This window comes from Halovivax gelatinilyticus (assembly GCF_024300625.1).
Classification (GTDB): domain Archaea; phylum Halobacteriota; class Halobacteria; order Halobacteriales; family Natrialbaceae; genus Halovivax; species Halovivax gelatinilyticus.
The window spans coordinates 3,550,398-3,568,752 of sequence record NZ_CP101322.1; the positions used below are offsets into that span (position 1 = coordinate 3,550,398).

25 protein-coding genes are annotated in these 18,355 nt (G+C 62.9%); 10 read left to right on the forward strand and 15 right to left on the reverse strand.

The features are described 5' to 3' along the window. Positions 1–199 precede the first annotated feature (199 nt). Positions 200–451 (forward strand): DUF8015 family protein, encoded by a 252-nt coding sequence (locus NKH31_RS16950; protein ID WP_254862969.1) that lies wholly within the window; start codon positions 200–202, stop codon positions 449–451. Between the two features lie 28 nt (positions 452–479). Here the strand turns inward: NKH31_RS16950 and NKH31_RS16955 are convergent, their stop codons facing one another. The 3 genes from NKH31_RS16955 to NKH31_RS16965 all read right to left on the reverse strand — a co-directional run bounded on the left by NKH31_RS16955 (position 480) and on the right by NKH31_RS16965 (position 2,323). Beyond that, positions 480–920 (reverse strand): universal stress protein, encoded by a 441-nt coding sequence (locus NKH31_RS16955; protein ID WP_254862970.1) that lies wholly within the window; start codon positions 918–920, stop codon positions 480–482. Positions 921–1,018: 98 nt separating this feature from the next. Further along, positions 1,019–1,441: a universal stress protein gene (locus NKH31_RS16960; RefSeq protein WP_254862971.1), complete on the reverse strand. Its 423-nt coding sequence runs from the start codon at positions 1,439–1,441 to the stop codon at positions 1,019–1,021. A 123-nt stretch (positions 1,442–1,564) separates the two neighbouring features. After that, entirely contained in the window at positions 1,565–2,323 is a 759-nt protein-coding gene (locus tag NKH31_RS16965) for a sugar phosphate isomerase/epimerase family protein (protein ID WP_254862972.1), read from the reverse strand. A gap of 101 nt (positions 2,324–2,424) precedes the next feature. Here NKH31_RS16965 and NKH31_RS16970 point away from each other — a divergent pair, with 101 nt between their 5' ends. From NKH31_RS16970 to NKH31_RS16980, 3 genes are all read left to right on the forward strand, one after another. Further along, positions 2,425–3,453 (forward strand): ABC transporter ATP-binding protein, encoded by a 1,029-nt coding sequence (locus NKH31_RS16970; protein ID WP_254862973.1) that lies wholly within the window; start codon positions 2,425–2,427, stop codon positions 3,451–3,453. Further along, positions 3,453–4,235, forward strand: a complete 783-nt coding sequence (locus NKH31_RS16975) for an ABC transporter permease subunit (protein WP_254862974.1) — start codon at positions 3,453–3,455, stop codon at positions 4,233–4,235. The genes NKH31_RS16970 and NKH31_RS16975 overlap by 1 nt, the downstream gene beginning before the upstream one ends. A 69-nt stretch (positions 4,236–4,304) precedes the next feature. After that, positions 4,305–4,757, forward strand: a complete 453-nt coding sequence (locus tag NKH31_RS16980) for a universal stress protein (protein WP_254862975.1) — start codon at positions 4,305–4,307, stop codon at positions 4,755–4,757. A gap of 16 nt (positions 4,758–4,773) precedes the next feature. On the opposite strand, the gene NKH31_RS16985 is transcribed toward NKH31_RS16980, so the two are convergent. After that, positions 4,774–5,187, reverse strand: coding sequence for a hypothetical protein (locus NKH31_RS16985; RefSeq protein WP_254862976.1), 414 nt, complete (start codon positions 5,185–5,187; stop codon positions 4,774–4,776). A 99-nt stretch (positions 5,188–5,286) separates the two neighbouring features. Here NKH31_RS16985 and NKH31_RS16990 point away from each other — a divergent pair, with 99 nt between their 5' ends. Further along, positions 5,287–5,718, forward strand: a complete 432-nt coding sequence (locus tag NKH31_RS16990; protein ID WP_254862977.1) for a universal stress protein — start codon at positions 5,287–5,289, stop codon at positions 5,716–5,718. Positions 5,719–5,760: 42 nt separating this feature from the next. Here the strand turns inward: NKH31_RS16990 and NKH31_RS16995 are convergent, their stop codons facing one another. The 3 genes from NKH31_RS16995 to trxA all read right to left on the reverse strand — a co-directional run bounded on the left by NKH31_RS16995 (position 5,761) and on the right by trxA (position 7,653). After that, entirely contained in the window at positions 5,761–6,177 is a 417-nt protein-coding gene (locus NKH31_RS16995; protein ID WP_254862978.1) for a universal stress protein, read from the reverse strand. Positions 6,178–6,253: 76 nt separating this feature from the next. Beyond that, positions 6,254–7,294, reverse strand: a complete 1,041-nt coding sequence (locus NKH31_RS17000) for an NAD(P)/FAD-dependent oxidoreductase (protein ID WP_254862979.1) — start codon at positions 7,292–7,294, stop codon at positions 6,254–6,256. Continuing rightward, positions 7,291–7,653 carry a thioredoxin gene (trxA, locus tag NKH31_RS17005; RefSeq protein WP_254862980.1) on the reverse strand — a complete coding sequence of 121 codons (363 nt, stop codon included), beginning with the start codon at positions 7,651–7,653 and terminating at the stop codon, positions 7,291–7,293. Before trxA ends, NKH31_RS17000 begins: the two co-directional genes overlap by 4 nt. 593 nt (positions 7,654–8,246) lie before the next feature. On the opposite strand from trxA, the gene NKH31_RS17010 reads away from it, so the two are divergent. Further along, the gene (locus NKH31_RS17010; RefSeq protein ID WP_254862981.1) at positions 8,247–9,386 is read left to right on the forward strand and encodes an MBL fold metallo-hydrolase; all 1,140 of its coding nucleotides are present in this window, start codon (positions 8,247–8,249) and stop codon (positions 9,384–9,386) included. 71 nt (positions 9,387–9,457) lie between these two features. Here the strand turns inward: NKH31_RS17010 and NKH31_RS17015 are convergent, their stop codons facing one another. From NKH31_RS17015 to NKH31_RS17025, 3 genes are all read right to left on the reverse strand, one after another. Next, the gene (locus NKH31_RS17015) at positions 9,458–9,670 is read right to left on the reverse strand and encodes a hypothetical protein (RefSeq protein ID WP_254862982.1); all 213 of its coding nucleotides are present in this window, start codon (positions 9,668–9,670) and stop codon (positions 9,458–9,460) included. A gap of 6 nt (positions 9,671–9,676) precedes the next feature. Continuing rightward, complete coding sequence (locus tag NKH31_RS17020; RefSeq protein ID WP_254862983.1) at positions 9,677–10,024, reverse strand: four-helix bundle copper-binding protein; 348 nt, start codon at positions 10,022–10,024, stop codon at positions 9,677–9,679. A gap of 163 nt (positions 10,025–10,187) precedes the next feature. Continuing rightward, a complete protein-coding gene (locus NKH31_RS17025) occupies positions 10,188–10,946 on the reverse strand; it encodes a DsbA family protein (RefSeq protein WP_254862984.1) in 759 nt (252 codons plus the stop codon). 200 nt (positions 10,947–11,146) lie between these two features. Here NKH31_RS17025 and NKH31_RS17030 point away from each other — a divergent pair, with 200 nt between their 5' ends. After that, positions 11,147–11,698 (forward strand): hypothetical protein, encoded by a 552-nt coding sequence (locus NKH31_RS17030; protein ID WP_254862985.1) that lies wholly within the window; start codon positions 11,147–11,149, stop codon positions 11,696–11,698. Next, positions 11,695–12,168, forward strand: a complete 474-nt coding sequence (locus NKH31_RS17035) for a hypothetical protein (RefSeq protein ID WP_254862986.1) — start codon at positions 11,695–11,697, stop codon at positions 12,166–12,168. The genes NKH31_RS17030 and NKH31_RS17035 overlap by 4 nt, the downstream gene beginning before the upstream one ends. A 62-nt stretch (positions 12,169–12,230) precedes the next feature. Here NKH31_RS17035 and NKH31_RS17040 read toward each other — a convergent pair whose 3' ends face one another. After that, positions 12,231–12,443, reverse strand: coding sequence for a hypothetical protein (locus NKH31_RS17040; RefSeq protein WP_254862987.1), 213 nt, complete (start codon positions 12,441–12,443; stop codon positions 12,231–12,233). An 86-nt stretch (positions 12,444–12,529) separates the two neighbouring features. Between NKH31_RS17040 and NKH31_RS17045 the strand changes: the two genes are divergently transcribed. Together NKH31_RS17045 and NKH31_RS17050 are read left to right on the forward strand one after the other, a co-directional pair. Beyond that, positions 12,530–12,928, forward strand: coding sequence for a winged helix-turn-helix domain-containing protein (locus NKH31_RS17045; protein ID WP_254862988.1), 399 nt, complete (start codon positions 12,530–12,532; stop codon positions 12,926–12,928). 2 nt (positions 12,929–12,930) lie between these two features. Beyond that, entirely contained in the window at positions 12,931–13,227 is a 297-nt protein-coding gene (locus NKH31_RS17050) for a DUF7521 family protein (RefSeq protein ID WP_425492278.1), read from the forward strand. Positions 13,228–13,323: 96 nt separating this feature from the next. Here NKH31_RS17050 and NKH31_RS17055 read toward each other — a convergent pair whose 3' ends face one another. The 4 genes from NKH31_RS17055 to NKH31_RS17070 form a co-directional block, all read right to left on the reverse strand. Further along, on the reverse strand, positions 13,324–14,916 hold the full coding sequence (locus NKH31_RS17055) for a dihydrolipoyl dehydrogenase (RefSeq protein ID WP_254862989.1): 1,593 nt from the start codon (positions 14,914–14,916) through the stop codon (positions 13,324–13,326). Positions 14,917–15,020: 104 nt separating this feature from the next. After that, positions 15,021–15,296 (reverse strand): DUF7967 family protein, encoded by a 276-nt coding sequence (locus NKH31_RS17060; RefSeq protein WP_254862990.1) that lies wholly within the window; start codon positions 15,294–15,296, stop codon positions 15,021–15,023. Positions 15,297–15,333: 37 nt separating this feature from the next. Then, positions 15,334–15,738 carry a helix-turn-helix domain-containing protein gene (locus NKH31_RS17065; RefSeq protein ID WP_254862991.1) on the reverse strand — a complete coding sequence of 135 codons (405 nt, stop codon included), beginning with the start codon at positions 15,736–15,738 and terminating at the stop codon, positions 15,334–15,336. Between the two features lie 164 nt (positions 15,739–15,902). Next, positions 15,903–18,239, reverse strand: a complete 2,337-nt coding sequence (locus NKH31_RS17070) for an amino acid permease (RefSeq protein WP_254862992.1) — start codon at positions 18,237–18,239, stop codon at positions 15,903–15,905. Positions 18,240–18,355 lie beyond the last annotated feature (116 nt).

Consider the following 18,355-nt stretch of genomic DNA (forward strand, 5'->3'; position numbering starts at 1 on the left):
TTCGAGGCTGTGTTGTACCTGTCCGGTCACACCGTATTAGATACCAAGAGTACCGGATCCGCCGTCTGCCCCAGGTCCACCAGCTACCAGTGTCGTATTTCCACCGCCGGCGAATTTGTACAAGGGGTTTCTCCCAAAATACGGGAGCAAGCAATCCGCTAAACGCGACCGAAGCCGTCCGTTCAGATGAGGTGGAACGATGGTCGAACGCTACGACACGATCTTACTCGCGATCGCCGTCATCTTCGCCGGGGGATGGTTGGTCGGTACCGTAACGGCCGTCCCGATGCAGATCGCGAGGGTCGCGAGCGTTCTCATCGCTACCCCGTTCGTCTACGACGCCATGTTCAGACATCCGCCGCTTCCGGATCACCCGGCACCGCGCGCAGCCGCCGCGATCGTCTGGCACGTCGTGCTCGTCTGGGTCATCCTGGATAGCCTCCTTCTCTGAGACGGACTACCCCCGCGACGCGAATCGGTCACGTCGAGTCGGTCGGACGAACGACCGTCACGGGTGTCGATGCCCGGCGCACGACGGTCTCTGCGACCGATCCGAGCAGGTGACGCGCCGTACCGGTTCGACCGTGACTGCCGATGACGATGTGCGAACACTCCGCGTCGTCGGCGTAGGTGATGATTGCCCGGCTCGGTTTTCCGACGATAAGATCGGTCTCGACGTCGACGTCGTCGGGGATTCGGTCGACCGCGGATGCGATCACCGCTTCGCCCTTTTCCCGTTCCGTCGAGTACTCGTCCGACGCGGTGTAGCCCGGAAATGCGCGGACGCGACTGTAGTCTGCCAGCGGGTTCATCACGTAGATGATCGCGATCGACGAGCCAGAGAAGTGCTCGATCGCGAAATCGATCGCGAGTTTCGATGGGTCCGATCCGTCGACCGGAACCAGGACGGTATCACTCACGGCAGATTCACCTGGATCTGGCCTGAAACGCGTTTCCACCCTGCAGCGTTCTCGAATCGAGGTGAGTCAGTTGACATCGTTCGATCACCAGGAAGAAATCACTCGTCCCTGCTTCCGGTAACCACGACGGGCCGGTCCGTTTCGAGGATGACCGACTGCGTGACGCTGCCGAATATCGCCTTCCCGACCGGCGATCGCTTTCGGCCGCCGAGAACGATCGAATCCACGTCGTGCTCGTCGGCGACCGCCAGAATATCGTCGACGGTATCTCGACTATCCTCGACGACGGAATACGGGACGCCGTTCGCTTCGAGCGTCTCCGTTGCGGTCCGGACAGAGCTGATTCGCGAAGCGGAGTTAAACCGCTGTAGCTCGTCCGGAAGCTCCTCGCCTTCACCCTGGAACACGAACAACACGATCGCCTCGACCGCTTCGCTCGCCTCGGGTAACTCGGTGACGTACGTCGCCTGAGCCCGGGCGCGGTCGTCGTCGGTATCGACCGGGAGTAACACGCGATACATACCCGATACTTCGTCCGAAACCGTATAAATCCGACCACCGATTCCCACGAGTGCGGCTCCGATACCGATCGTCGAACAGTCACGGCGGCGGAGACGACTGCGGACGAGCCGTCCGTTCCGTGCTCACTCACCGATCGCGAACGCCCTTCGAATTCGGGTTGCGCTGTCACGCAACAGCGAGATGTCGTCGGTGAACACCTCGACCGCGATCGTCCCGTCGAACGGCTCGAGTCGCTCCACGACTGGCCCGTACTCGATCTCGCCGGCGCCGATCGGAAGGTGCGTGTCGCCTCGACTTCGAACGTCGTGGACGTGGAGGTGCGAGACGATATCTGCGTATCCCGAGAGGAATCGTTCGATCCCGTTCATCTTGTCTTCCATGTAGGCGTGTCCGACGTCGAAACAGACCGCGGTGTCCGTCTCGCTGGCGAGATCGCCGAGGACCGATAGCGGAAGTCCCCGGGCCTGGTGGCCGACATTTTCGACGACGAGTTCGACGCCGGCGTCCGTCGCCGCTCGACCGATCGACTCGAGTTGTGTCGCGAATACGGGTCGAAGGTCCGTATCCTGGGTTTTCCTGACGGTTCCGTGGAGAACCGCCTTCGTCGCACCCATCTCGCCCGCAAGCGCCAGCAACCTGGACTGGTAGTCGATGATCGCGTCGTCCAGTTCGGCGACGCCCGTCGCCACGACCTGTTCGTAGGGAAGGTGAACGCAGAGATCGGTGCCGGTCTCGGTTCGGATCGCCTCGATCCGCTCGATCGAGTCGCGGTCGATCGCCGTGTCGTCGCCGATCGAGAGCTCCGCGAAGTCGAATCCCGCGACGGTCGCCTCGAATCGGTCCAGAGAATCACCGACCGTGAGTCCTACCTGTGTGTCCATGGACCCATCTTCGGGGAACGGAGAGAAAAACCGTGGGAACGTCCCAAGAATTGGGTGACTCATCCCACCACTTTACGTGACGAGCGAGTAGACGTACAGACATGAACGCGGTCGAACTGAACGGACTCACGAAAGATTACGGCGAGGTGCTCGCTAACGACGACGTCACGTTCGAGATCGAAGCGGGCGAGATATTCGGCTACCTCGGACCGAACGGCGCCGGCAAGACCACGACGATACGGATGCTCCTCGGGTTCATCTCCCCGACGGCCGGTTCCGCGACTGTCCTCGGTGCGGACGTGACCGACGAACGCGCGCTGATCGACGCCAAACACCGGATCGGGTACCTCCCGGACGACCCACAGTTCGACGAGACGGCGACCGGTCGCGAGATTCTGGAGATTCACGCCGATCTCAAGGGCGATCGACGGAGCGAGGAACTCATCGACCTGTTCGGTCCGCCCCTCGACAGGACGATCCGCGAGTATTCACACGGGAACGTCAGAAAGCTCGGACTGGTGACGACGTTCATGCACGAACCGGATCTCGTGATCCTCGACGAACCGACCGGTGGGCTAGATCCGCTGATGAAACAGCGGTTTGCGGAGTTCGTCAGAACGGAACGCGAACGCGGCTTGACGGTCTTTTTCTCATCGCACGTCCTCGGTGAAGTCCGACGGCTCTGCGATCGGGTGGGGATCATCCGCGATGGACGGCTCGTCACGGTCGAACCGATCGAGTCGCTGCTCGAACGAAGCGGAAAGGTCGTTCGACTTGCCGCGGCCGATCCGATCCCGATCGACGCGATCGACGAGCGACTCGACGGTATATACGATTTGGAACACGGGGATGGCGTGGCGGGCGCTGCCGGTGCGGAAACGGGCGACGGCCCAACGGATTTCGACGCGGGCGAGACCGACCGGTCGACACGAGAGTCGGCGGCAGAGTCCTTTCGCGAGTACACGTTCACGTTCACGGGCGACGTGAACGAGTTGTTCGAGACGCTCGGATCGTATTCGCTGGTAGATTGCACCATCGAAGAGGCGCCGCTCGAGGACGTGTTCTTACGGTTCTACGGTGAAGAGAACGACCAAGCCCGACCCACAGCCTCCCCCTCGGGTGAACGCTGATGACCGAACTGGCACGGTACTACGCGCGAAATCGGATTCGTGGAAGCATCTACCTCGCCGCCGCGATGTCGGTGCTCGCGGCGCTGGTCATCTGGGTCTATCCATCGTTTTCGGAGGCCTTCGACGACGAACTGCTCGAAGCCTACCCGGACGCGATGTTGCAAGCGTTCGACATTCGCACGATGGAATCGCTCGAAGGGTTTCTCGCCTTCGAACTCTACATATTCGGCTGGGTGATCCTGCTGGGCCTCTACCTGGCGTACGCCGCGGCCGGAACGATCGCCGACGACGTCGACCGCGGTCGAACGGACATCCTGCTCTCGATGCCCCTCTCGCGGGCCCGGTTCGTGCTCGAGTCGTTCGTCTCGCTTGCCGTTCCGATACTCGTCGTCAACGTCGTCACGCCCGTCGTCGTCTACGTCGCCGCCGAGTTGATCGACGAACCGATGGCGGCGATGGACCTGATCGCGGTCCACGCGCTCTCGATTCCCTACCTCTTTGCGTGCGCCGCGATCGGCTTGCTCGCATCTGTCGCCGTCGACCGAGCTGCCATCGCCCAGCGACTCTCGCTCGGTATCGTCTTCGGGCTCTTCATGGTCGAATCGCTGCTCGACGGGACGGACTACGAGGCCGTCGGCGCGCTCACGCCGATGCGGTACTACGATCCGAACGAGATCCTCTTAGAGGGTACGTACGATCTCGTCGGGGCGACGATGCTGGTCCTCGCGACGATCGGGCTCCTCGTCGTCTCGCAACTGTGGTTTCGCCGCCGAGACATCTGATCGCACGTACGTCCGACACACGGTAAGCGGGACACAACGTTGACGGCACGGGGGCTCGTTTTTGAAACTATGTTCGAAACGATCGTGGCACCCACCGACGGGAGCCCCCACGCCGAGAAAGCGCTCGCGGACGCGATCGAACTCGCCGCCGATCAGGGCGCTACAGTACACGTGATCTCGGTCGCAGACAGCGGTCCGTTCGGAAACATTCGGTTGCCGGGTGAGACCGCCCGGCCGGCCGATGCGATTCGCGATCGGGCACAGGAGTTCGTCGACGAGGCCATCTCCAGCGCCGAGAGCGCCGGCGTCGACGTGACCGGAGCCGTGCTGGACGGGCCGCCGCCGTCTACGATTCTGGACTACGCTCGCGACGTGAATGCCGACCTGATCGTCATGGGCAGTCGCGGTCGCGGCGGGCTCCACCGCGCGGCCGTCGGGTCTATCGCCGATCACGTAATTCGGTTCGGCGAGTTCCGTGTGCTCGTGGTCGACGCCGACGATGAACCGATCGAAGACGTATAGCTTCGCGTTCTCTCGATTACCGATCGGCGACCATCCGGTTGACCGCCCGGGTTCGCTGACCGAGCGACCAGCCGATCAGCGCCAACCCGATGTAGAGGCCGATACCGAGAGCGACGTAGACGGTGGGGACGGCCCGCGGGGTGAACCCGTAGTTTCCCAGCGCGCCGGCGAGTAACAACGAGAGCAAAACAAGCGTGACGCCGATATCGGCGCCGCGCATGCTCGGCAGGTCGGCCGGCTCCGAGACGAGCCGCGCGATGGCGTAAAACGACGCTGTGAACGCGATCCAGCCGGCGACGAGGTACGGCAAGACCGCGATGTACTCATCCGGCCCGAACTGCGGGACGTAAATTCCGTGGATAACGACCGTCGTTACGACACCGAGCGCCAGCAACACGACGAGTTCGACGCTCGGACGATCCGTCTCCATACGGGGCCATCGGAGAGACGGACCGTAAAACGAACGGAACTTCTTCGCATCCGGGAACAGACCGATACGTCCAACCGCCGGGCGTCCCTCGGTTCGTACATGGGAACACACGTTCTCGTCGCGCTAGACGACTCTCGACCCGCGTGGGACGCGCTCGAACACGCCATCGAGTACCCGAACGTAGACCGGCTGACGATCGCACACTGCCTCGATCCGAGCGAGGTGCTCTACTGGTCCGGCCAGGGTGGCTACGCGGACGTCGACGGATACGAACGGGCGCACGCTGACGGTGAATCGCTCGTGAGTGACGCACGCGGGCACGTCGAAGCGGCCAGTCCCGATCTTACAGTCGAAACGATGGTCGAACTCGGTCGACCCGCGCGCACGATCGTCGACATCGTCGGAGAAGTCGACGCGGATCACGTCGTCATCGGCAGTCACGGACGGTCCGGCGTCTCTCGCGTTCTGCTGGGTAGCGTCGCCGAAGCCGTCGTCCGCCGGGCACCGTGCCCGGTGACGGTCGTTCGATAAAGACACGCTAACACTCGAGAGAATACGTTCCGTCTCGACGATTCACCTGACGATCGTCACCGGACACGGGGCACGTCGAAGTACCCGTTCTGCCACGCTTCCGAGCAAGACGCGTGTCGGACCCGAACGCCCGTGACTGCCGATGACGATGTGGTCGAACTCACCGTCACCGGCGAACTCGACGATCTTTCTCGCCGGTATCCCCACGACCGTTTCCGTCTCGAACGGTCGATCGCGCTCGCCGGCACTCTCCCGGGCGGCGTCGAACAGGTTCTCGGCTGCGTCACGGCGAGGTTCGATCAACGAATCGTACGCGTAGGCGGCCCCGTCACCGTACAGGTAGGTATTCGGTTCGATGACGTGAAGCAGAGTGACAGACGCATCGGGATATTCGCGGATGACGTGTTCGACCGCCTCCATGGCGGGATCCGATTCGTCGATCGGGACCAGTACGTTCATACGCTGCCTTCGACAGGGACGGTCAAAAGCGTACGTCGTCGCGGCAAACCCGTGGGAATCGACGACCCGAAGGTGATCAGACCGCTTCGAGCGGGGCGTCGAAGTCGGCCGTCGCCTCGAGTTCGTCGAGCCACGTCTCCGCATCGAGGGCGGCCATGCTTCCGGTACCCGCGGCGGTGACCGCCTGCCGGTAGTCGGGATCCATCACGTCGCCGGCACCGAAGACGCCCTCGACCGCCGTCTTCGTCGTCATGCCCGTCTCGGTCAGGAGATGACCCTCGTCGTCGAGCGGAACCGGCGTGTCGACGAGGAAATCGGTGTTCGGGACGTGGCCGACGCCGTAGAAGATCCCGCCGATCTCGACGGTTTCGAGGTCGACGCCATCGCCGTCCTGGTATCGGTCCTTCGGGTACCCGTCGGGGTGGCTCACGAGCGTCGCGCCCGTGACGCCATCGTCACGCGAGCCGTGAATCTCCAACAGCTCTGCGTTCCACCGGAACGAGATCTTTTCGTGGTCTCGTGCGCGTCGGGCCATAATGTCCGACGCCCGAAGCTCGTCGCGGCGGTGGACGACGGTGACGCTCTCTGCGAACCTCGCGAGAAAGAGCGCCTCCTCCATCGCGCTGTCGCCGCCGCCGATGACGAGCACGTCGTCGCCGCGGTGAAACGCCCCGTCGCAGGTCGCACACGTCGAGAGCCCGTAGCCCATCAGTTCGTCCTCGTTCTCCGCGCCCACCCAGCGGGCGCTCGCACCCGTCGCGACGATCAGTGCCCGGGTTTCGATCGCGTCTCCGGTCGATAGTTCGAGAGCGAACGGACGGTCCTCGAGGTGGGCCGACTCGACGGTCGCGCGCTCGAAGGTGGCGCCGAACCGCTCGGCTTGCTCTTTGCCGCGCTGAAGGAGTTCCATTCCGCCGACGCCCTCGGGGAATCCGAGGTAGTTTTCCACCTCCGTCGTGAGCGTCAGCTGGCCGCCCGGTTCCGGACCCTCGAGGACGAGCGGGTCGAGATCGGCTCTCGCCGCGTAGACGGCCGCCGAGAGCCCGGAAACACCGGAGCCGACGATCACGACGTCGCGAGCGGACTCCGTGATCGACTCGGTAGTCGTACCGTTCATTCGGACGTGTACCCCCCGATGAGCGTACGGAGGTGGTCTTCGGGCAGCGCTCCGGTCTGCTGTTCGACCTGTTCGCCGTCGGCGAAGAGGGCGAGCGTCGGAACGCCGCGCACGCCGTAGGTTGCGGCGAGTTGCTGGTGAGCGTCGACGTCGACCTTCGCGATGACGGCCGCCGTTTCACCGGCCAGTTTCTCGAGCGTCGGCGCGATCATCTGACACGGACCGCACCAGTCGGCGTAGAAGTCGACCAGCACCACGTCGTGCTCGTCGACGATCGCGTCCAGGTGCGCCGCGCTCTCGACGGCCACCGGTTCGTCAGTCGTCTGTACGGGTGTTCCGCTGTAGGAGTCTGTTGCCATCATTGCATCCTTGGGGCCGGACCGGTTTAAAGGTTGTGTGTGAATTGTGCAATACACCACCCACAATGTACAACGCACCATCGGCCGATCGTATCCCGTAGAATCAGGTTCCACAGACGTCCACGGCGCCGTTAGGTGCCGACCGACGGTATTTATTCGTGAGCGAACCGCTCGACACACCACACAACTTCTCGGTACCGCGAATCAGGATTGCACGAACGAAGACGAGCCACTGACCACGCAATCCGAGCCAGTATCTCTCGATCGGATTCAAATCGACGGGTCCGACGGGCTGGCGTGGTATCGAACGGATAGCGTCTTTCACCAACGCGGCGTCCCGATTGTCCTCCGAACCGGTTGCGAGACTGGCTACCGGATCCAGAGGATAGTCACTAGCGTCTGGCCAATACACCCCCGACGGGACTTGAGCGACGTGTCTGGCGTCGAGATACGTCGCTACGCACGAGACGATCCGACGGAGGTCGACAGTTAACGTTCGGATCACCACCCCGGATGTACTCGACTGCGTATTCGCGTGCCAGCCGGCGTACGCACCCATAGATATAAACAGAGGACCCACAATATTGTGGGACATGAGCAATACGAAATCGACATCCCCGACGATGCACCCCGACGAGTTGGCCGACCGGCGCGAGGACGACGACCTGTTCGTTCTCGACGTCCGTCGCGAGGACGAGTACGAGGAGTGGCGCGTCGAGGAAAGTCACAACCTCCCGATATACGATCAACTGCTCGACGGAGACACGAGCGGGCTCCAAGCCGCCCTCGACGAGATTCCGTCCGATCGAGAGATTGCCGTGATCTGCGTCGCCGGGATAACGTCGGCCGACGCCGCCGCGTATTTGGGCGACCGGGGCTACGACGCACGATCGGTCGCAGACGGCATGAACGGCTGGGGCCGCGTCCACGTCAGCTACGAGGTGAACGCCGTCCGCGACGGCGAAACCGGCGGTGCAGACGGCGTCGTCCAGATCGTCAGACCCGGAACCGGCTGTCTCTCGTACCTCGTCGAGCGCGACGGCGAGGCCGTGGTCGTCGATCCGAGCCTGTACGTCGACGAGTATCGAACCCTCGCAGCCGAGCGCGGCGTCGAAATCGTCGGCGCGATCGATACGCACGCCCACGCAGATCACGTCAGCGGTGGCCGTCGTATGGCCGACGAGTGGGACGTCCCGTACTACCTCCACCCGGCCGACGGCGGCGATCTCGACGGGTTCGAACCGATCGAAAACGGCGACCGGATCGCCGTCGGCGACCGATCGCTCGAGGTGGTCCACACGCCGGGACACACCCCCGGTAGCGTCTCGCTTCTATGGGACGGAGCGCTGCTCTCGGGGGATACGCTGTTCATTCGGAGCGTCGGTCGTCCGGACCTGGAGGGGTCGACCGAGAAAGACGTTCGCGAGGGTGCCAGCGAACTCTACGAGAGCCTCGGAGAACTCACGGCGCTTCCCGACGAGACGATCGTCCTTCCCGGACACATGAGCGACGAGGAGATGCGTCCGCTCGCGACGACCCTCGGTACGTTGCAGACCGAGAACGAACTCCTCGGAATGGACGATCGCGACCGATTCGTCGAAGCTATTCTCGACGGACTCTCAGACGAGCCGGCGAACTACAACCGAATCAAGGCGATTAACTGGGGCCAGGAGCCGTTGAGCGAGGAGGCCGCTTCGCTCGAACTCGGCCCGAACAACTGCGCGGCGAACTGAGGGGTTCGGCCCACCCCGTCGTCCGTACTGGGCGACGTCGCCGTTCCTGCGGTAACGATCCGTCAGTCGGTTCAGTCTGTGCTCGATCTGGATTCGTCACGCGTCCCTGGATAGGACGCCTCAGCGGTTCTGATGAGTGTATACCCGATCACTAGAAGGACCACGCCGGACGCCAGGAGGACGACCCCGGCCTGGACGAGTGGTTTGACCGTCCAATCGAGCCCGAACCAGGTGTCGGGGTGTGTGGATCGGTCCCGTTCGCCGTCGGCCGAGTTGGACGTCATCGTGAACTAGTGTGCGGCCATCGTCCGACAGGATTCGGCACACTTCGGGAGGATCTCGGCACACGCCTGGCAGTGGTCGTGGTCGTGCTGGGCACACTCCTCCGCACAGGCCTCACAGGCATCCGCGCAGAGACTCGCGAGTTCGGCGTGATACGTCGAATCGCGGGCCATCAATCTCGCGTGCAGCGACGCCAGGTCGGCGACGTCCCGACAGAGCCTGATGCACTCGGCCATCGATTCGCCCTCGTCGGCACAGGCGTCTGCGCACCACTCACAGACCTGTGCCGCTTCGAGACAGTTGTCGATGCACTCGTCCATCTCGTCGTCGGCGTGGGGAAGGTCCTGTAGCGCCATTGTAGGGCGACGGACGACGCGATGACCCATCAACGGGGGACGTGCCGGTGCAAGCCCGGTCATCCAAACTGTCGTGAATTAGGCGTCGATCGGGGACGTCGATCGCCCGAGGTCGAATTGGGATCGCCCGACAACGATCGATTTCGGGCGTGCTAGACGACGATCACTGTGGCTCGAAGTGCTCGATCGCCTGATCGAAGCGCTCAATTGGCTGTGCGCCGACGAGCGTGCCGGCTTCATGGGTCTCTCGGTCGAATACGGTGAACGTCGGCGTTCCGTCGATCCCGACGGATCCGGCGAACGCCGCGTCCTCATCTATTGCGTCTTCGTAGATAGAGCGCTGCTCGGCTAGACACGTATCGAGTGCGTCCGCGTCCACGCCGTCGACCGACTGCGTCAGTTCGAGCAGGTTGTCCGCTCCGGCCCAGCCCGAATTTCGCTCACCCTGTTCGTCGATGACGGCTTCGTGCCAGTGCCAGTACGCGGCCGGATCGGACTCGTGGGTCTGGTTCCAGACACAGCGAGAAGCCACGGCCGCCGTCATAGAATCAGGACCGAAGTACGGCAGTGGAACGAACACGAGGCGAACCTGCCCGGGTGCGACGTGATCCTCGATAACCGATGGGAGCGTTTCCCGCTCGAATTGTTTGCAAAACGGGCACTGAAAATCCGTCCAGTAGTAGATATCGAGCGGGGCGTCGGGATATCCGAGGAGGGGCTTTCCAGTCAGGTCGATACCGAGGGGAGACGTATCATTGCTCGCGTGAAACGTCGCAGCCGTATCGCCGGACGATTCGGTACCAGGACTCCAGGACCGTTCGTCGCCCCGCCTCGACCGGGAGATCGCGTAGGCGCCACCACCGCCGATAGCGAGGACGGAACCGGCGACGAGAGCACGGCGTGTTGGGTTGTTGAGAGACATACGAGGTTCGAAACCCGGTTGGAAGTGTGGGGAGTAAACGAACTCGTCGATTCGCTGGCCCAGCAAATCGGGACTGAAGATTTATGGACGTACTCACTTGGACAACGTGAGAGAAGTGTAGCGATGACGGGTTCGAATACGGCGGCCGAACGAGGAGTGGGCGAATCGAGTGCTGACCCAGTAGTGACTACCACGAACCGATGATCGCGACCGATTCACTCACGACGTTCGGACGGAACCTCGCCGACGCCGTCACGTATCCGTTCGAGTCATGGCGAGGGACGGTCGGACTGCTCATCGTAACGGTCGCCACCTACACCCTGCTGGTGCTGAGTACGATGCCGGAGTTCTCGATTCAATTGCTCGGTGACGGCCTCCACTGGTTAGACTACGCGCTCGTTTCGCTGTCCGAAACCATCTATCGGACCGACGGGCCGTCGGGGCTCGCTATCATCGTCCTCTACGCGGTGCTCACCGGCGTGGCCGTCGTGAACGCCGTCGCACAGCTGCGGATCGTCGGACCGACCAGTCTGACCGACCTTTCCGCCGTCCTGCCCGGGTTGCTCGCGTCAGGTTGCGCCAGTTGTGGGGCGGGACTCCTCGGTTTCCTCGGGTTCGCCGGCGGACTCGCGTTGCTACCGTACGATGGGACACTCCTACAAATCGCGGGACTCGCGCTGCTCGTGTTCTTTCTCGGGCGGGCGGGGCACCCGGAACGATGTTCGTTCACGACGGAGGTGACGACCGAATGACTGCCCACGGGTTCGGAGCGATCCGAACGAATCGCCAGGCCATCGCCTGGGGCGTGCTCGTCGGGACGGGTGTTTTCGCCCTGTTCGGTATCGTCACTGGCCTCATCCCGAATCCGATCTACGTCAGGATGGTACCCCGAACGCCTATCGACTACGGGTTACTCACCGCCACCGCGGCACTCGCGGGAATATACACCACCCTGCGACTGGCCACTGACCTCCCCGAGACCGAACTCGAGGACGGAGATGGCGTGACCGAAGATCGCTGGGCCGTCGGCGGCCTGATCGGTGGCTTCCTGGCCGTCGGGTGTCCAATCTGTAACGCGTTCCTGCTCGCGCTCTTCAGTTCGTCGGCCCTGATGACGTACTTCGATCCGCTCCGACCCGTCCTCGGTGTCGTTGCCGTGGCAACGTTCGGCGGTTTGATCTACGTGCGACACCAGCGCACGTGCCCGACCTGTAACGCGTGAGATTTCGGGAATCGACGTGGACCGATACCTCGGACCGGAGTGATCCCAAGCACAGAGGCTCGTCAGGACCCACAGCCATCACAGCCCGTCCGACGACGGATCACCAGTCCAACGAGAAAGAGCGTCAGTCCAATGATGAGAGCCTCCACGATACCGGCTCGGATGCCGACTGCGGCCCCACCGGAGACGGCTGCCGTTCCGGGTCCGAGACAACAGATCCCGGCAAGGCCCCCGAGACCCAGTACCGATCGACGGGAGGCCGTATCGTCGTCCATACTCGGCTCGACGGATCTGAACCTGAAAGGGATTGTGGAAAAACACACGGCGATAACACGGCCCTTGTGGCGAAATCGCCGCCTATTTGGGACGTGGTGCCCTCGACGACGGCGTGCAGGAGACGGGAACGACTGATCCGCCGGCGCTCTTTCAGACGCTCGCAGACGAGTACGCACGCGCGATCCTCGTCGCGGCTGACCAGGAATGGATGACAGCGAAGGCCCTCAGCCAGGCTTGTGATGCCTCGCTCTCGACAGTGTATCGGCGCCTCGCGACCCTCGACGAGCGCGGTCTCGTCGAGGAGCGAACGACGGTCGACTCCGACAGAACCCATCGTCGCGAGTATAAGACCTCGCTCGAGCGCCTCTCCGTCGAAGTATCGGACGGAGCGATGACGGTCACGCTCGAGACCCGCGACGAACTGGCGGACTCGTTCACGGCCCTGTGGAGCGACATACGCGGTGAAACGTCAGGGACCGACTGATCATGATCGAAACGCCGCTACTCGTCGCGAAGTTGATCACCCTCGTACTGAGTCTCCTCGTCGCTTATCTCGCCTACCACGGCTATCGCCGAAGCGGTCAACGACCGATGCTCTACGTCGCGGCGGGATTCGTCTTCATCGGGGCCGGAGCGATCTGTGAGGGCCTCATCTACGTCGCCTTCGGCACGTCCATCGTCTCAGCCGGGCTCATCCAGGCCGCCATCGTCTCTAGCGGACTACTCCTCGTCCTCCTCTCGCTCCGGACGGGGACGAGCCAGTCGAGTGTCCGGGCCAAGTGACGATTTCATCTATCCAACACTCGGGTTTCTCCCACCGCAATATCGGCGTGATCGCTGAGCTCGGCCCGTCGGTGTCCGTTCCCGGGACCGGAACGCTCACTGTGGTTCGTCTCCGCGCTCGTGATCGTGCTGAGACGAGCCGTTGTCGTGACTGTGACCGTTCCCGTCTGGGCCATGGTCGTGTTCGTGTCCGTTTTCGCGGCCGTGACTGTGTCCGCCGCCGTTCTCGTGACTGTGGTCGTGATGGTGCTCGCCGGCGAGGACGAATTGGCCAGCGAACGCGCGGTCGACTACTTCCGAGAGGGCCGGGTGGATGTGGATGGATTCGCGTATATCCCAGACAGTCCCCGACCCGGCCGTCATCGCGACGACGACCTCTTCGATCAAATTCGACGCCTGGGGGCCGATGATGTGACAACCGAGGATGGAACCTTCGGGTTCGATGAGTACCTTCACGAATCCCGACACCTTCATCGCCTTACCGCGAGCGGTATCCTCGTAGTCGTAGGTTCGCGTCGCGTACTCCACATCGGCATCGCGCAATTCTCCTTCGGTCGCACCGACGCCTGCGACCTCGGGCGAGGCGAAGACCGCGAACGGCATCGCGCTGTAATCGATCGGTTCCAGTTGGTCCCCGAGCAGGTTTCCCGCCACGGTGCGTGCTTCGTGGTTCGCGTTGTGCTTTAGCTGGTACTCGCCGACGATGTCACCGAGCGCCAAGATTCCGTCGGCGGTCGTTCGCAGATACTCGTCCGTTTCGACAAATCCGCTCTCGTCCGTGTCGACGCCCGGGACCTCGAGTGCGAGCGTGTCCGAGTTGGGACGTCGGCCAGCCGCGACGAGTAGGGTGTCGCCGGAAACGGTTACCCGTTGATGCGCATCCGGATCGTCGAGCGCCGGTGGATACGGACGAGCCTCGACGGTCACCCCATCGGTTCCATCCGTATTGACCGTAGACCGCGAGACCGACAGGGCCTCGTACCCGGTGTGGACGTCGAACCGTTCCGCGTACCGCTCGGTGAACGCCGTGCCTACTTCCTCGTCTGCCTGCGGCAGGAGGTGCCGCCGTCTCCCGACGATCGAGACGTCGCTCCCGAACGTTCCGAAGAAGTGAGCGAGTTCGGCGGCGATGTATCCACCGCCAACGATCACGAGGCTATCGGGCGGCGTCTCGAGTTGCAAGGCCTCGGTACTCGTCATATAATCGACGTCCTCGATCCCATCTATCGGCGGAATCGCAGGGCGCGTGCCGGCGGCGATCAGGATCGTCTCGGCGCGAATTCGCTTGCCCGCGTCGAGTCCGTCTACGATCTCGATCGTTCGATCGTCGACGAACCGCCCTTCGCCCTCGAACAGTTCATGTCGACTGGACGAGCGCAGTCCGTGGTGGATCGATTCGGCGCTTCCCGAGACGTCTTCGTTCACCTCGCGGACGATGTCCGCGAAGTCGACGCCGGTCACGTCGACGTGGATACCGAACTCGTCGGCCCGTTCGACGGTCTCTCGCACCTCGGCGTGATACAACAACTGCTTCGAAGGAATACAGCCCCGATTGAGGCAGGTACCACCGAGCGGGCCCTTCTCGATCACGGCGACCGATCGTCCCTGATCGACCATCGCGTTCGCTACGTCGAGACCGGACCCGGAACCGATCGTCACGAAGTCGAACTCCTCGATACCAGTCTCCATAGCCGATAGACAATCGCCAGGACGATGAAACTATCAACCCCGGCGACGCGGAGACTACTCGCCAATACCGGCGCTTGGGCGCAATCGATACGCCACGACCGCAATCAGAGTTCGTCGTCTGGATCGTGGTTCTCCGACACTCGTCTCGCCTCGATCGCGTATCGCTCTCGCTCGCTCGCGTCGTCGACGCTTCCCAGATTCGTCGGTTCGACGGTTACGGCCGCGGTCGTGGGTCGAACGTCCTCACCGTGGGTCAACGCCCGTTCTTTCCGGTAATACCGTCGTCCGTCGAGCGTCGCATAAATCAGGATGATCAGGTTCTGCTCGTCGTCGGAGTACGTTCGCTCGACCAACCAGACACGGCGAGCATCGTCAGTCATTGGGACAGAGAAGTGAAAATCCGTTCGATCGACAGTTTCAGTTCTCGGCCGTCGCCGCCACGTCGGCGGTCGTCTCGTACTTGTCTTCGAACTCCTGGATGAGTTGCCCCATTTTAGCGTACCAGTCGTTCAACTTCCGCTGCATGTCGCTTGCGATCTGTTGGGGGTCGGTCGGGTGGTAGACGTGGTAGTAGCCGCCTTGTTCGTAGTTTACCTGTTCTTTCTGGATGAAGCCGCTCTGGAGTAGCCGCTGGATCGACCGGTAGGCGGTCGAGCGTTCGCGGTCGACGTCTTCTGCGACCTCGTCGATCGTGAGCGGTTCGTCGCTCTCGACGAGCGCCCTGAAACACTCCTTATCGAGTTGCTTCAACCCGTGAATACACTCCAGAAGCCCCTCACACTTCATGTCCTGCTGGAGTTGTTCTGCCATCGACTGTGCCATGTTCCTACTCGAGGCTACGTACCGGAGTGATAAAAGGGTTGTGCGGATATTGTACAAACTCGAAGAACCGCCGGCGTACGCGGAGTACGCCACGAACGGGCTCGTGGGATCCCACATCGTTCGGCCTGAACCCGGTCAGTACCAGGGCTCAACCGTCGTTGCCTTCAGCCGAACAGGTGATCCATCAGCAGTCGTTCGAGCAGACCGGGTCGGCGACCGTCACGGGTCTGGACCATCGCAGCTGTCGTGTCGACGCTGTCGACGAGCCGGTTGCCCGGTCGACCCAACAGGCGAGCGCTCAACCCGGTTCGGTCGACGCCGGTTACCAGCAGGTCCGCTTCGCCGACGAACCGCGTCAGCCCCTTGTTCACGTCGTCTGTCTCCACGACCGTCGAGCGCGCCGGCACAGTCAGAAGCGAGATGAGTTCATCGTGATACCGCTCGATCGTGTGACGTTGGCTCTCAGGAGCATCTGCCGGGATCGCTTGCAGGAGGTTGATTTCCGCACCGGTTTCCTCTGCGACAGCGTCGGCGAACAGCAGTTTCAGCGGGTCGTAGGCGCCCCGGTTCGCGACGACCGCGATCTCGTCGGCCCCGTCGAACCCGTCGTCCTCGACCAGTACGATGTCAGCGGGGGCGTTGCGAAGCAGCCAGTCGGTCTCGCCGCCGAACAGTCGTCGGTGAAAGTCCGCCTGGCGGCGCTCGGCGATCACCAGATCGTAGCCACCGTAGGTCGCCACGTCGACGATCGCTTGCTTGTGATCCTCGCTATCGATCTCGCGGTACTCGACGTGCGTGTCGGTCGTCGCCGACGGGTTCGACGTGCCGTTACCGACTGCGACGCCGCCTGAGGATCTGGTCGGTGGTTCGACGCTCTGGCCGTCCGGGAACCAGTCCGGCGCCTCGCCCGGCTCCGCCGGCAACCAGTCGGGAACGTCCCCCGTGAGGACGTCAGCGTGGTCACCAGCGAATACCCGGTGCGGAACATCCACGAATTCGACGACCGAGACCGTGGTAGATCGAAGTCGTCCCATGTCCGTCGCCATCCGGACCATATCCCGTCGCGCGTCGGGAGAGGTGTCCTCGGTAATCGCGACGAGTACGTCGTAGGCCTCCTCGGCGTCGAACAGTGCCTTCGTCCGTTCGGCGGCACGCTCGCTGACGTTTTCACGGACGCCCGCTCGTGCGGCACCCTCGCGGTCGACTCGCGGGCGTGCGTATCCGACGTACCAGCCGATCGCAACGATCGTGATCGCGACGGCCCCCGCAAATGGAACCGTTCCCATCTGGGTGAGGACGATCACGCCACCGGCCATTCCGGCGAGTTGGGTCCAGGGATACAGCGGAGAGACGAATTCGGGATCGTAGTCAGCGACGGCACCCTCACGGAACCCGACCACCGCGAGGTTCACGAGGATGAACACGAGAATCTGAAAGGCGCTGCCGAACTTCGCGACCTGTTCGATCGGTAGCGTCACGATCATGATCATCATGACGCCGCCGGTCAGTGCCACCGCGAGTGCTGGCGTCTTGAATCGGTCGTGGAGTTGTTCGAACTGCGGCGGCACGAGCCCGTCTCGCGCCATCGCGAACGGGAATCTCGAGGCGGACAGGAGCCCGGCGTTCGCGGTCGACGCCAGGGCCAGCAACGCGGCGATCACTACCACGATCGCGCCGACAGTACCGAGGGCTGCGTCGGCTGCGTACGCGATCGAGGCGGCCTCTTCGCCTGCTGCAGGGACGAACCCACCGGAGGGGGAGAGGTCCGGGGCGACGCCGATCGCGACGTACACGACGAGTACGTACAGAGCGGTGGTCGCAAGCAGCGATCCGATCATCGCCCTCGGGATCGTCCGTCCCGGATCTTTCACCTCCTCGGCGACGGCGGCGATCTTGATGACGCCCGCGTAGGAGACGAACACGAGACCGGTCGCGGCGAGGATCCCCTCGGAGGCGAGGTCGAAGGAACCGGCCGTCTGAGACGGTGTGACGTCGGGGAGCCCCGCGACGACGAAGTACGCCATCGCGAGCACCATGATACCCACGATCCCGAACTGCAGTTTCCCGGTACTTTTCGTGCTGAGTACGTTGAGAGCCGTAAATAGTAGCGCAAGCCCGAGCGCAATCGGCAAGATGTACTCGGCCAGGCCGGGAGCGACGTAAACGAGGTAGGGGACGCCACCGATCAACGCGAGCGCACCCTTGAACGAGAGCATGAACCAGTTGCCGATGCCGGCGATGGTACCGAGCAGTGGTCCCATCCCTCGCTCGACGTAGACGTACGACCCACCGTCCTCTGGCATCGCGGTCGCCATCTCAGAGGCCGACAGTGCAGCTGGTAGAACTAGCAATCCAGCGATCAGGTAGGCGGCGACGACTGCGGACCCGGCGGTCGCGTAGGCGATGCCTGGAAGGATAAAGATTCCTGACCCGACCATCGCGCCGATAGCGATGGCCGTCGTAGCCGGGAGTCCGAGGTCTCGTTGGAGGTCAGCTGCCATCGTCAGTCACCACTCATGGAAAGTTCGCCGAGACTGTCGCTCCCCGGATGCGACCGGACGGGGAATAGGGAACGTTGGTCGAAACTGCGCTGAAACAGATTCGGCCAGTGATTGGT